Source organism: Vibrio sp. TRT 1302, assembly GCF_050113875.1.
Lineage (GTDB): Bacteria > Pseudomonadota > Gammaproteobacteria > Enterobacterales > Vibrionaceae > Vibrio.
Map to the genome: position 1 here is coordinate 141,700 of NZ_JBNJOF010000006.1, position 13,419 is coordinate 155,118.

Genomic DNA, 13,419 nt, shown 5'->3' on the forward strand with positions numbered 1-13,419 from the left:
CGCAAGTTGACTACTATTGAATACTGGAGGTGAAGAATGCAAAAAACTCAGTTACATAAGTGGATTCATGGTGAACACAAAGAAAGTTACCAACCACCTAAGGTGTTTGTTATAGGCTGTTCAGACCTATCTCAATACTTGCTCGCAGTTGAATATAAGCACAAACTCGAACCCGTCAGAATCGACGATGACCCCGTTCACTTTGACTCACTAGAACAAGTCAAAGATGAACTTAGTCGTTTGGGAGTGGAGAGGGCATATCTTCGTTTACACAATACTTATGATGAATGTGGTTTAGGTGATGGCCCTTTGTATCATGATCAAGAGATATTGCTCACAACTCACTAAATGAAGTTGTTCTCCAAAATCTTTGCCGTAAATTGGGTTCTTAAATAAAAACCTCGCGGCAGGGTTTTGATTGGCTTTCCAGTGGCACCATAGGCCTCAGTTAGAACACGACTGTTTGCTGCTTTCGGGCGAAGTTGTAGCACTTCTCCGTGACGTGCGGTGATTTGTTCAACGCGACCGAGCACGATCATTTCCATTAATTCTTCCCAGTCAGTTCGCAGTTGCTGTTCTTCTTCCTCTGTTGGTGACCATATGAGAGGAGAGCCCACTCGCCTTTCCGATAGGGGGATTTCGCGTTCTCCTTCTACTGGAACCCAAAGCACGCGTGACAGTTTATTACGCACGTGGCTGGTTTCCCACGTTAGGCCGTGAACACCGATGAGTGGAGCGACACAAACAAAAGTTGTTTCGAGTGGTTTTCCGGTATAGCTGATCGGAATTGTTTTTAGTTCAATTCCCAGTTGTTCAAAATCTTGCTGTGGCTTGCTGCCCGCGGTTGCTCCTAGATGCCACTCCAATAGTTGTCCAACCCATCCTTTATCTCGACGAAGATCGGGTGGCACATCAATGTCGGCTTCTGCCGCTAACTCTTGAAAGGACATTCCCGCAATATCGCAGGCTCTGGAGAGTAACTCTTGCTCGGACTTAGGCTCTGATTTCATATCGGTTGGTGGCGGTTGGTTCAATGTGCTTATTGTAGCGAATTACTTTCAAATTACGACCAACAAGCAAAGATCGAACAGTTCGAAAAATTGGCGAAAAGATCAACGCTCAACTAGTTATCCACAGGTGATGACGAAAAAAGGTGAAATTTTTGCAGGCATGTATGAATTAACAGGGGTTTAGGCAGACAAAATAGCTTGAGTTTTTGCTCGCATGGTGACTCTTGATGATCGTGGTGTGGATAAATGCACTGCTGGTGGATCTTTGACCGATCTGAACATGAGGATGAATTGCTCTAACGATAGGCCTTTATGACATTTGGTGATTCTGATTAAGTTGTTGTTTTTGTTTTGTTTGTTTCTGTTCTTTTCGTGTTTTTTATGTGCTTTCTTCTCACGCTGTATGCTTATTGATCACTTTCTCATTGATTCTTCACATACTTATACACAGAAAAGGTGAATAAATGTGGGCTATGTCTCACAACTGTGTGAGTAACCTTTGGTTTGATTAAAAGTTATCCATTTTTGGTGTCCGAAGCAATATTTTGTGTGTTAGTCACACTAGTAAGTTTGCTCATATTGGGGATATGTGGAAAAATCACTGTAATTAAGAATTTATTAGAGGTTGGCCAGTGATAGATGGCGATGGTTACCGCTTAAATGTGGGTATTGTAATCTGTAACAGCCATGGTCAGGTCTTCTGGGCAAAACGATACGGACAACACTCTTGGCAATTCCCTCAGGGAGGGATTGATGAAGGTGAAACCCCTGAACAAGCAATGTACAGGGAGTTATATGAAGAGGTTGGTCTTAGCAAAAAAGACGTAAAAATCGTAGCAACGAGTCGTCATTGGCTGAGGTACAAGTTACCTAAGCGGCTAGTTCGTTGGGATTCTAAGCCTGTTTGTATCGGCCAAAAACAGAAATGGTTTCTACTGCGTTTAGATTGTGATGAATCAAGGATCAACATGCAACGTGGTAGTTCCCCTGAATTTGATGGTTGGCGTTGGGTAAGTTATTGGTATCCAGTCAGACAAGTGGTTTCTTTTAAGCGCGATGTTTATCGTCGGGCAATGAAAGAGTTTGCATCAATGGCAATGCCATTTAAAGAACGCAGAGTGAAAGGCAAACGTAAACACAAAAGAGGATAGACATGCTTTCTCAACTAAGGGAAATAGTTGAACAAGTTTCTAAAGTCGATGAAGTTCATCAGGCTTTAGATATCTTGGTTAAACAAACATGCAGTGCGATGAGCACTGAGTGTTGCACTGTCTATCTCGCTAACGAAGAGATGCAGCGCTTAGAGTTAATGGCGACTCAAGGCCTGCGTTTCAAAGGCGACAAAATCCATATTCGCTTTAGTGAAGGTCTCGTTGGTTTGGTTAAGCGTAGTGCTGAACCTCTTAACATTGCTGAAGCCTCAAAACACCCCGATTTCAAGTACTTTTCCGAGCTTGGTGAAGAGATTTATCAAAGCTTCCTTGGCACGCCAATTATCTACCGTAAGCAAGTTCTCGGAGTATTGGTGGTTCAGCAAAAAACGCCTCGCTTATTTAATGAGATGGAGGAGTCATTCTTAGTCACGCTGGCGGCTCAGCTTGCGGTTATCATTGCCCATGCCCAAACTCAGGGACATTGGCGTCTTGAGAAAAAACAGCAAGCAATACGTGGTGTACCAGCTTCATCAGGGGTGGCGATAGGTGATTTTTGGTGGGATGACACCCAGCCTGATCTGACGAATGTTTATCCTGCATCGACGTTGGATATTGAGCGCGAACAAGAGTGGTTACTGTTGGCGATCGAAGAGGCGTTGAATGATTTTCGCCGAATGCGAAAGCGACTTGATAGCGAGATTAATAAAGATGCGTTAGCGATCTTCGATCTGTTTACCCACCTGCTGAATGATCCTATGCTGCGCAAAGATTTAAAGGCGCAGATTCAGAAAGGGGATCGAGCGGACTGGGCATTGCGTCAAGTGGTCGAATCCTACTCTAACCGTTTTGCTCGTATGTCAGATGTTTATCTCAGAGAACGAGCTCAGGACATCCGCGAATTGGGGCAACGGTTATTGTTCTTCTTGTACAACACGGATCAAGATAGAACGGTCATTGATAAACCCGTTATTTTAGTCGTGAGGGAGTTGACGGCAAGTTTGCTCGCTTCGATTCCCAAAGATAAGTTACTCGCGGTTATCTCACTGGAGGGCGCGGCCAACTCTCACGCTGCGATTCTTTCCCGCGCATTAGGCATTCCCGCGGTTATGGGGGCTAACCTTAACCCTAAAGCGATAAAAGGCAAATTGGGTGTCGTCGATGGTTACAGCGGCAAAATACTGATTTCGCCAAACAAACAATTACTACGCGAGTACCGAGCTTTAGCTAACGAAGAGCGTGAATTGGCTAACAAGGTTAATCAACGCATCGAAGAACCCGCTTTTACCAAAGATGGGGAGCGAATTGAGGTGATGTTGAATGCGGGTTTGAGTGCTGATGCCAATATTGCGATTAACCAAGGTGTCGACGGCGTAGGGCTTTATCGAACCGAGATTTCTTTCTTACTTCAACACAGGTTTCCGTCAGAAGAAGAGCAGACTCAGCAGTATCAAGCTGTGTTAGACACCTATCCAGATAAACGTGTCGTGATGCGTACCTTGGATGTGGGTGGAGACAAGGCATTGCCATATCTACCCATTGAGGAAGACAACCCATTTTTAGGCTGGCGAGGGATCCGTTTTACGTTGGATCATCCCGATATTTTCTTGATGCAGATTCGCGCAATGATGCGTGCGAGTGCCACTCATCAGAATTTAAGTATCTTGTTACCTATGGTTTCTGGGGCTCAAGAGCTTGATGATGCGATTGCTATAATAGAACGCGCTCACCAAGAAGCGGTGCTGTTAGATGAACGCATTCGCATGCCACAAATCGGAGTGATGATCGAAGTTCCATCGATGATCTATCTGCTGCCGTTGATTGCCAATAAAGTCGACTTTGTTTCTATCGGTACTAATGACTTAACTCAGTATCTGCTAGCGGTTGACCGCAACAACTCTCGTGTAGCGGATGTTTATGAGTCAATGCACCCTTCGGTGATCATGGCTCTCAAGCACATTCATTCGACCTGTCAGGAATTAAATATTCCAGTCTGTATCTGTGGTGAGCTCGCCGGTGACCCAATTGGAGCGTTATTGATGGTCGGTTTAGGTTACCGAAGTCTCAGTATGAATACCTCAAACGTTGCTAAGGTGAAGTACTTGTTGCGCCATACCGAAACTGGAGAATTGCAACAACTGGCTGACAAAGCTCTGATGCAACCTTATGGTCATAACATTTATACTATGATGCAGTCATTTTTTGAGGATAAGGGCTTCGCGGGCTTTATCCGAGCAGGTAACAAATAGGGTTCAATGTGTCGATAGAATTACTTTTGTCTTTTATGGCTCTCGGTGCCGTGGTTGGCGTCATGGCTGGTTTGTTGGGGATTGGTGGAGGGCTCATTGTTGTTCCAGCCTTATTGTTTATGCTCCCAGCGGCCGGTATCGACGCGAATATTAGTATGCACATTGCTCTGGCTACATCATTAGCGAGTATTATTGCCACCTCTGGTTCATCTGCACTCAATCATTTTAGACTTGGTAATGTCGATATGTTCGTGGTCAAGTGGTTGATGCCTGGCGTGGTTGTTGGCGGGTTTTTAGGCGCGAATGTTGCCGAGTGGATTCCGTCTCAACACTTACCGAGAGTCTTCGGGGTTATCGTATTGTTACTGGCTATCCAGATGTTGTTTTCTATTCATGGTAAAGCATCTAAGAGCATGCCTGGCAGCACTGCCACTATGTTTTATGGCACGGGTATTGGTGTTATTTCGAGTCTCGCTGGTATCGGTGGCGGTTCTCTCTCTGTTCCATTTTTAAACCGCCATGGTATCGAAATGCGCAAAGCGGTAGGGTCGTCGTCAGTGTGTGGTTGCCTTATCGCCATTTCAGGAATGGTGGGCTTTATTCTCCATGGTTACAAGATTGAGGATTTGCCAGCGTATAGCATTGGTTACGTTTATTTACCTGCTTTAATCGCAATTGCATCCACCTCTATGCTCACCACGCGCATTGGTGCTAAGCTTGCTACCTCATTACCTACACCTACATTGAAAAAAATCTTTGCACTATTTTTAATGTTTGTTGCCGGAACTATGTTGCTATAACGCGCTCTCATCTTATACGTTTCGAAATTATCTGAACTTCATAAAGAGTATTAATCCTATGTCTCAGGGATATCTAACTTTTCCAAATATTGATCCAGTGCTTGTCTCCATTGGACCGCTATCTATCCGTTGGTATGGATTGATGTATTTAGTCGGCTTTGCTTTTGCGCTCTGGCTTGCCAATAGACGAGCAGATAAAGCCGATAGTGGCTGGACACGAGAGCAGGTATCTGACTTGCTATTTGCCGGTTTCTTAGGGGTTGTGATCGGTGGTCGTGTTGGCTATGTAATTTTCTATAACTTTGATCTTTTCCTTCAAGACCCACTTTATTTATTTAAGGTCTGGACGGGTGGAATGTCGTTTCACGGTGGTCTCCTTGGTGTGATTAGCGCCATGTTCTGGTACGCAAAGAAAAATGGCCGTACCTTTTTTGGTGTTGCTGACTTTATCGCGCCGTTAGTGCCATTTGGTTTAGGTATGGGACGTTTGGGTAACTTTATGAATAGCGAACTGTGGGGACGTGTAACAGATGTGCCATGGGCGTTTGTTTTCCCTAATGGTGGTCCTTTGCCTCGCCATCCGTCTCAGCTTTATGAGATGGCATTGGAAGGTGTGGTGCTGTTCTTTATCTTAAACTGGTTTATCAAAAAACCTCGCCCGCTCGGTTCGGTGTCTGGATTGTTTCTCGCGGGTTACGGATCCTTCCGTTTCCTTGTAGAATACGTGCGCGAACCGGATGCTCACTTGGGTCTATTTGGTGGATTTATCTCAATGGGACAAATCCTCTCACTACCTATGGTGATTATCGGGATTCTGATGATGGTTTGGGCGTATAAACGTGGCCATTACAAAGATGAATTACCACAACAAGCGAAGTAAGGAATTGGTGTGAAACAGTATTTAGATCTCTGTCAGCGAATCGTTGACCAAGGTGAGTGGATTGAAAACGAACGTACTGGCAAACGTTGCCTGACAGTTATCAATGCGGATCTAACGTACAACGTGGCAAATAACCAGTTTCCATTGGTGACAACGCGAAAAAGCTTCTGGAAGGCCGCCGTTGCTGAGTTGCTTGGCTATATTCGTGGTTACGATAACGCTGAGGACTTTCGCAAACTAGGTACGAAAACGTGGGATGCAAACGCGAATCTGAATGAAGCTTGGCTAAACAACCCTTATCGTAAAGGTGACGATGATATGGGGCGCGTTTACGGTGTTCAGGGGCGAGCATGGGCCAAACCCGATGGTGGTCATATCGACCAATTGCGTAAAATTGTAGATGATCTGACTCGTGGTGTTGATGATCGCGGCGAAATTCTAAACTTCTACAACCCTGGTGAGTTCCATATGGGCTGCTTGCGTCCTTGTATGTACAGCCATCACTTCTCGTTACTGGGTGATACGCTTTATTTAAACAGTACTCAACGCTCCTGTGATGTGCCACTTGGACTTAATTTCAATATGGTTCAGGTATACGTCTTTTTAGCCATTATGGCGCAAATTACCGGCAAGAAGCCGGGTCAGGCGTATCATAAAATTGTTAACGCTCATATCTACGAAGACCAATTGGAGTTGATGCGCGATGTGCAGCTAAAGCGTGAGCCACTAAAAGCGCCGAGCTTCCATATTAACCCTGAGATTAAGTCTCTAGAAGATTTAGAAACTTGGGTGACACTGGATGATTTTTGGGTTGAAGGTTATGAATACCATGATCCCATTCAATATCCGTTTTCGGTGTAACACGGTTTAATGTTGAATAATGAGAAAAGGGCTCCAAGAGCCCTTTTTTGTTTTTCAGATGTTTATTTCAGCGCGTTGGCGACAAACTTGTAGATAGGATCCGTAAGCGCAGGATTCGCGATAGCCGGACTAATAAACTTCGGAGGAATAAGAATACCGTCCTCGACCAAAGATTTTATGGTCGAGAAATAGCGTATCTCCGTTTTACCTGCCAGCAGTAAATTAAAATCATCACCGAGTTGCTCATAGGCGTTGAGAATCTCTCTAAATCCTCTGAGATAGAGGTAATCTTTGGTATAACCTCCGCCACGGTATACACGGCTTGTAATCGTAAATGCCGTCATATCGTCCGCTTTATACTGCTCTTTAAGTAGCATAAAGGTATTTCTAAAATCGCGGTCAACGATCATAGATTCAACCGCGACAACACGAAGTGCCAATGTTCGGAGGCGTTGTAGACTAAAGTGACCAGAAAGAAACTCACATAAGATAGCCAGCCCTTCTTGAGTGGTCGTATTGACAGGACAACCTAGACTCAGCAACTTCAGCGGTTGTGCTTGACCATTCAAGGTGGTTAACAGATGGACACCCAATTCATGGTGGGCGAGGGCGTGAAGTTCATTCGCAGAGATGCTTGCCGAAGCATTAATTTTTACTTTGGTGCCCGACACTAATGCATTAGCGATCATGCTATCGTTGATTTCGATCTCCCCTGAATAGCCATGCTGGAGGCAAAACTGCTGCATAAACGCTGCAATCTCTTCACTGTTGTGGCGTGGAGAAGTATCTTCGTCAATGGGCAGATGTAGCAAGAAATGCGCGTTTCGCACGTCCTTACTGCTTGGCTCACCAAAATAGCGTAGCGAGTTATACAAGAAGTCTGCACAACCAATAGAACTGAGCTGATCAAGCTTATCGGCATAGGATTGAATCACTTCTGCATAGAGTGAACGGAGTTTTTCATTATCGATATTTTCGATAGGAAGAGAGTAAAGATCTCGCTTGGCTTGATGAACATCAAACGTCTGCTCTTTATAGACAAAGTTCGGTTCGACAGAAAATCGATTGTCGAAAAAACGCTGCCTCTCTTCGGCATAATTTTGTGGCGTGACGCTGCTTAAGATATCGATATCTTCAACGAGTGATGACAGTTGTTGATCTATTTGCCCTGCCACGGCTAGTAGTTGGTCGTTTTCTTTATGGTCCATCATGGTGTACGTCGCTGTTTTTCTTCAGTGTGTATCAGCTGATGATTTTTTACCAATGAAAACCGATCCTTAAATAACAAAAAAGGAGAGCATTGAGCTCTCCTTTCAGAAATCGTATTGGCTGATTATGCAGTCATTGCCAGAATCACACCAGGTAGCAAGATAAATACGGATAGTAAGTAACCTACAACGACCGCTTTATTCTTAACTGCCATATCAGAAATGAAGTCGGCACCTTTGAGAGGAATTTCACGTAGGAATGGAATTCCGTAGATCAATACTGTTGCCATGATGTTGAATACTAAGTGAACCAGAGCAATTTGAAGAGCGAATACTGCGAACTCTCCCGACACTGCTGTTGCTGCTAGTAGAGCGGTAATACAAGTACCTATGTTAGCACCTAGTGTAAATGGGTATACATCACGAACTTTTAGTACACCAGTACCAACCAGTGGAACCATCAGGCTTGTTGTTGTCGATGAAGACTGAACCAGCACAGTAACAATTGAACCAGACATGATGCCGTGAATTGGACCACGACCAATCGCATTTTTTAGGATCTCACGTGCACGGCCAACCATTAGACTCTTCATCAGTTTACCCATTACAGTAATTGCGACGAAGATAGTTGCGATACCTAGTACGATAAGCAGTACACCACCAATTGTGTCACCAAATGTGTTTAGCGGTTCTTTTACTGCGCTAACAACTGGCTTAGTAATTGGTTTGATGAAGTTAAGACCTTTGATGCTCATATCACCCGTTGCTAGGAACGGTGAAACTAACCAATGAGAAATCTTGTCTAAAATGCCAAACATCATTTCAAGAGGCAGGAAGATCGCAACCGCAAGAAGGTTAAAGAAGTCGTGAATAGTTGCACTGGCAAAAGCGCGTTTAAACTCTTCTTTGCAACGAACGTGTCCTAATGAAACAAGCGTATTGGTTACTGTTGTGCCGATATTCGCACCCATCACCATAGGGATAGCTGTTTCTACCGGAAGACCGCCGGCAACTAGGCCCACGATAATTGAAGTTACTGTACTTGAAGACTGGATCAGTGCTGTTGCGACTAAGCCGATCATCAAACCTGCTACAGGGTGAGAGGCAAATTCAAATAGAACTTTGGCTTGATCGCCAGTCGCCCATTTAAAACCACTGCCAACCATCGATACCGCTAGAAGTAGCAGATACAACATGAATGCCAAGTTAGCCCAGCGCAACCAGCGAGTAGTGCTCGAAATTGGCGCCGCTGTAGTAGTAGCTTGGTTCATAATCATTTTCTCCGTGGACCGTTAATGTCTTTGTTTTGGTCTGTTGTTGAAACTGAGGCTGATGGTAGAGATGAAATATTTCAGTAATATTACAGTTCCGTGTAACCGCTTTGTTTTTCATCATAACAAACGAATTCAGCTGTATTTTGAACTTTACAATATCTGTAACGTGCTGATTTTAAGGTTATTTTTGTCATATTTGTTAGTGACTATTCAATGTGACAAAAATCATAAAAAAAGGAGAAAAAATCCTTTTGGTGATTCATTTATTACATTGGTTTGTAATAATTGAATTTAGAAGTTCGGTAAAACATACGGTAATCTGTAAAAATGTAAGTTTTTCCGAGTTATTGTTGTCATGCTCAGCATTTGTTATAACCCTATCCATTCGAATTAAAAGAGTCATCGCGATGTCGCATTTAAATTACAACCACCTCTATTACTTCTGGATGGTCTGCAAGCAAGGTTCTGTAACAAAAGCGGCCGATGCTCTGTTTTTGACCCCGCAGACGGTTACCGGACAAATTAAAGCGCTTGAAGATCGAATGGACGGCAAGTTAACGAAACGCAATGGTCGCAGTATTGAACCCACAGAGCTTGGCCAATTGGTATTTAAGTATGCCGATAGAATGTTTGGCCTAAGTTATGAAATGCTCGACATCGTTAATTACAGCCAACGTGCCAATATACTCTTTGATGTTGGTGTGGCTGATGCGCTTTCTAAACGCTTGGTGAGCAAAATTTTGTTAACCACTGTGCCTGATGACAACAGCATCCATTTACGGTGTTTTGAGTCGACTCATGAAATGCTGCTTGAACAGCTTTCCCAACATAAGTTGGACATGATTTTATCTGATTGTCCGGTTGACTCGAGTCAAAGTCCTGGCCTCTATAGTAAGAAACTTGGTGAATGCAATATGAGTTTCTTCTGTTCAGGTAATGTGGATAGTGTCAGTTTTCCTGCTGTATTAGAGCAGCGTAAATTGCTCATTCCTGGTAGCCGTACGGCGATGGGACGTAAAGTATTACAGTGGTTTGATCGTCAGGGTCTTCAACCTAATATTCTTGGTGAGTTTGATGATGTGGCATTAATGAAGGCATTTGCCCGTTATCATCACGATGTCATCTTCTTAGCTCCGTCTATTTACGTTAAAGAAGTAGAAAGTGATCTACCACTGCAGTTGATAGGTCATATTGATGAACTGAAAGAAGAGTATTATGTGATATTCGCTGAAAGGATGATTCAACACCCTGCTGTAAAGAATGTTTGTGATGTAGATTTTACGAGTTTATTCAATTAAACCAGATGGTTAATTCAACTGAATAGATTATTTTTCTCAGTTGAATTAATATTTGAATGATTCGCTTAAACATAATTATTAATCGTGTGAATCTGGTTAGTACAGAAAGGTTAGCTATTTCTGTAAGGCTGAAAATGTTTGTCAAAGTTATGCTTGTATCAAGAGGTCATTGGTGATGGATTTACAAGAGATGGAAAAAAACTCTGCAAAGGCAGTGGTGCTACTCAAGGCGATGGCGAATGAACGACGTCTTCAGATTTTGTGCCTGCTGCATAACCAAGAGTTATCAGTTGGAGAGTTGTGCTGCAAACTGGAATTGAGTCAGTCAGCGTTGTCGCAACATTTGGCTTGGTTAAGAAGAGATGGACTGGTTCATACTCGAAAAGAAGCTCAAACGGTTTATTACACATTAAGCAGTGAAGAAGTGAAGTCTATGATTCAGTTACTACACGAGCTTTACTGTGATAATTCAGAAGAGGTGATGAGCAAGTAATTGCTCATTTACAAACAGCAGATATAAAAAAACCGGCCAAGGCCGGTTTTTTCTTTCACTGTATAATCAGAGTTCTATTAAAGAGCTTTGATTGCAGCAGCGAAACGAGACTTATGACGTGCAGCTTTATTCTTGTGAATAAGGCCTTTAGTAGCCATGCGGTCTAGGATTGGTGTAACTGCAGCAAAAGCTTCAGTTGCAGCAGCTTTGTCGCCTGCTTCGATAGCAGCAACAGTTTTCTTCATGTAAGTACGCATCATTGAGCGACGGCTAGCGTTGTGCTGACGACGTTTCTCAGCCTGGATAGCGCGCTTCTTAGCAGATTTACTATTTGCCAAGGGTCTAACTCCCAAAAACTTAGTTCAGTGACAATTTAAGGGCGAGGAATATCCCCTATTTGCTCTTAAATGTCAAATAATTTGTGCAAAAACCAATCGAGCCAAACAAATTTTGGATTGAAAGGTCTTCACGGTTAAGATGGCGGGGATTCTAACAGTATTTTTTTTTCAATGCTAATACTAATCTGCTCTGGTTATGACATTCCTAGTGTAAAGTAGAGCGAAATTTTTGATTCCCGAGGTAATTGTGAGTAAACGCCTACTCAAGTCTGGCATGATAGTGAGTGCCATGACCCTGATTTCTCGCGTACTTGGCTTAGTGCGAGATGTTGTTGTTGCCAACCTGATGGGGGCGGGTGCAAGCGCTGATGTTTTCTTCTTTGCGAACAAAATTCCCAACTTCCTCAGGCGTTTATTTGCTGAAGGTGCATTCTCTCAGGCATTTGTTCCTGTTCTGACTGAGTATCATGCTGCTGGAGATATGGATAAAACTCGCCAACTTATTGCGAGGGCTGCAGGTACCTTAGGGGTTCTAGTCTCGATAGTGACATTGTTTGGTGTCTTAGGTTCGGGAGTCGTGACCGCTCTATTTGGTTTTGGCTGGTTTTTAGATTGGATGAATGGCGGCCCGTCGGCAGAAAAGTTCGAACTTGCCAGTCTTATGCTCAAAATTACCTTTCCATATTTATGGTTCATCACGTTTGTTGCTCTGTCAGGAGCCATATTAAATACGATGGGCAAATTCGCTGTCTCTTCGTTCACTCCCGTGTTTCTCAACGTGATGATCATTTTGTCAGCGTGGTTTGTGTCACCTCAGTTAGAACAACCAGAAATTGGTTTGGCGATTGGTGTGTTCCTCGGTGGTTTAGTGCAGTTCCTTTTTCAAATCCCATTTTTGATAAAAGCAGGAGTGATGGTTAAACCTCAGTGGGGATGGCGAGATCCTGGTGTGGTCAAAATCCGCACTTTAATGATTCCAGCGCTATTTGGTGTGTCTGTGAGTCAGATAAACCTGCTGTTTGACACTTTTATCGCCAGCTTTCTTCAAACGGGTTCGATCAGTTGGCTTTATTACTCTGACCGTTTGCTTGAATTTCCTCTTGGCTTATTTGGTATCGCCATTGCGACAGTCATTCTACCCGCACTGTCACGTAAGCACGTCGATGCTCACAACGAAGGCTTTGCCCAGACAATGGACTGGGGCGTACGTATGGTGACATTATTGGGTATTCCAGCGATGTTGGGCTTGATGGTGTTAGCAAAACCTATGTTGATGGTGCTGTTCATGCGAGGGGAATTTACGCCACAAGATGTCGAGTTTGCCTCGATGTCATTGATGGCTTATGCGTCTGGTTTACTCAACTTTATGCTGATTAAAGTTCTCGCCCCTGGCTACTATTCTCGCCAAGATACAAAAACGCCAGTGAAGTACGGCATTATCGCAATGGTAACGAACATGGTCTTCAATGCCATCTTCGCTTACTTCTATGGCTACGTCGGTCTGGCTATTGCGACAGCACTATCGGCTTTGGTCAACATGACTCTACTATATAGAGGTTTGCACATAGCAGGTGTATACCAGTTAACACGCAAAACACTCATTTTTGTTGGCAAGCTAATTATTGCTGGTGGCTTAATGGTCACAGCGATCATGTGGCAGTTGGAAGAGATGAGTGTTTGGCTGAGCTGGAGTTTAGCTCATCGCGTGATGTGGCTGTCTCTGCTGATTGGTTTAGGTGCAGGCGTTTATTTGGTGACACTTCTGGTTATGGGTGTACGTTTAAAAGACTTAAAAGCAGCGACAGAGCGAACCTGATTAGTATATAATCCGTCAGTTTCACGCAATGTTTACTCTTT

13 protein-coding genes are annotated in these 13,419 nt (G+C 43.7%); 9 read left to right on the forward strand and 4 right to left on the reverse strand.

Features of this window, described 5'->3' with window-relative positions; all coding sequences use genetic code 11:
- Window positions 1-36 precede the first annotated feature (36 nt).
- Window positions 37-348, forward strand: coding sequence for a DUF6482 family protein (locus ACQEXP_RS10780; RefSeq protein ID WP_426969816.1), 312 nt, complete (start codon window positions 37-39; stop codon window positions 346-348).
- On the opposite strand, the gene mutH is transcribed toward ACQEXP_RS10780, so the two are convergent.
- On the reverse strand, window positions 345-1,010 hold the full coding sequence (gene mutH / locus ACQEXP_RS10785; protein WP_269377399.1) for a DNA mismatch repair endonuclease MutH: 666 nt from the start codon (window positions 1,008-1,010) through the stop codon (window positions 345-347). The genes ACQEXP_RS10780 and mutH overlap by 4 nt on opposite strands.
- 632 nt (window positions 1,011-1,642) lie before the next feature.
- On the opposite strand from mutH, the gene rppH reads away from it, so the two are divergent.
- The 5 genes from rppH to ACQEXP_RS10810 are packed head-to-tail and all read left to right on the forward strand — an operon-like array spanning window position 1,643 to window position 6,951.
- A complete protein-coding gene (rppH, locus tag ACQEXP_RS10790) occupies window positions 1,643-2,161 on the forward strand; it encodes an RNA pyrophosphohydrolase (RefSeq protein WP_138972120.1) in 519 nt (172 codons plus the stop codon).
- Window positions 2,162-2,163: 2 nt separating this feature from the next.
- Window positions 2,164-4,410, forward strand: a complete 2,247-nt coding sequence (ptsP, locus tag ACQEXP_RS10795) for a phosphoenolpyruvate--protein phosphotransferase (protein WP_426969818.1) — start codon at window positions 2,164-2,166, stop codon at window positions 4,408-4,410.
- A gap of 35 nt (window positions 4,411-4,445) precedes the next feature.
- Window positions 4,446-5,210, forward strand: a complete 765-nt coding sequence (locus tag ACQEXP_RS10800) for a sulfite exporter TauE/SafE family protein (protein ID WP_419723652.1) — start codon at window positions 4,446-4,448, stop codon at window positions 5,208-5,210.
- Window positions 5,211-5,268: 58 nt separating this feature from the next.
- Window positions 5,269-6,090: a prolipoprotein diacylglyceryl transferase gene (lgt, locus tag ACQEXP_RS10805; RefSeq protein ID WP_426969820.1), complete on the forward strand. Its 822-nt coding sequence runs from the start codon at window positions 5,269-5,271 to the stop codon at window positions 6,088-6,090.
- 9 nt (window positions 6,091-6,099) lie between these two features.
- Complete coding sequence (locus tag ACQEXP_RS10810; protein WP_138972116.1) at window positions 6,100-6,951, forward strand: thymidylate synthase; 852 nt, start codon at window positions 6,100-6,102, stop codon at window positions 6,949-6,951.
- A gap of 62 nt (window positions 6,952-7,013) precedes the next feature.
- Here ACQEXP_RS10810 and ACQEXP_RS10815 read toward each other — a convergent pair whose 3' ends face one another.
- The gene (locus ACQEXP_RS10815) at window positions 7,014-8,162 is read right to left on the reverse strand and encodes a flavohemoglobin expression-modulating QEGLA motif protein (protein WP_426969821.1); all 1,149 of its coding nucleotides are present in this window, start codon (window positions 8,160-8,162) and stop codon (window positions 7,014-7,016) included.
- Window positions 8,163-8,284: 122 nt separating this feature from the next.
- On the reverse strand, window positions 8,285-9,430 hold the full coding sequence (locus ACQEXP_RS10820) for a Na/Pi symporter (protein ID WP_426969823.1): 1,146 nt from the start codon (window positions 9,428-9,430) through the stop codon (window positions 8,285-8,287).
- 410 nt (window positions 9,431-9,840) lie between these two features.
- Here ACQEXP_RS10820 and nhaR point away from each other — a divergent pair, with 410 nt between their 5' ends.
- Together nhaR and ACQEXP_RS10830 are read left to right on the forward strand one after the other, a co-directional pair.
- Window positions 9,841-10,731, forward strand: a complete 891-nt coding sequence (gene nhaR / locus ACQEXP_RS10825; RefSeq protein WP_269377390.1) for a transcriptional activator NhaR — start codon at window positions 9,841-9,843, stop codon at window positions 10,729-10,731.
- Between the two features lie 175 nt (window positions 10,732-10,906).
- Window positions 10,907-11,224, forward strand: coding sequence for an ArsR/SmtB family transcription factor (locus ACQEXP_RS10830; protein WP_269377542.1), 318 nt, complete (start codon window positions 10,907-10,909; stop codon window positions 11,222-11,224).
- Window positions 11,225-11,301: 77 nt separating this feature from the next.
- Here the strand turns inward: ACQEXP_RS10830 and rpsT are convergent, their stop codons facing one another.
- On the reverse strand, window positions 11,302-11,562 hold the full coding sequence (rpsT, locus tag ACQEXP_RS10835; protein WP_004744855.1) for a 30S ribosomal protein S20: 261 nt from the start codon (window positions 11,560-11,562) through the stop codon (window positions 11,302-11,304).
- 247 nt (window positions 11,563-11,809) lie between these two features.
- Here rpsT and murJ point away from each other — a divergent pair, with 247 nt between their 5' ends.
- Entirely contained in the window at window positions 11,810-13,378 is a 1,569-nt protein-coding gene (murJ, locus tag ACQEXP_RS10840) for a murein biosynthesis integral membrane protein MurJ (protein WP_269377388.1), read from the forward strand.
- Window positions 13,379-13,419: the final 41 nt, after the last annotated feature.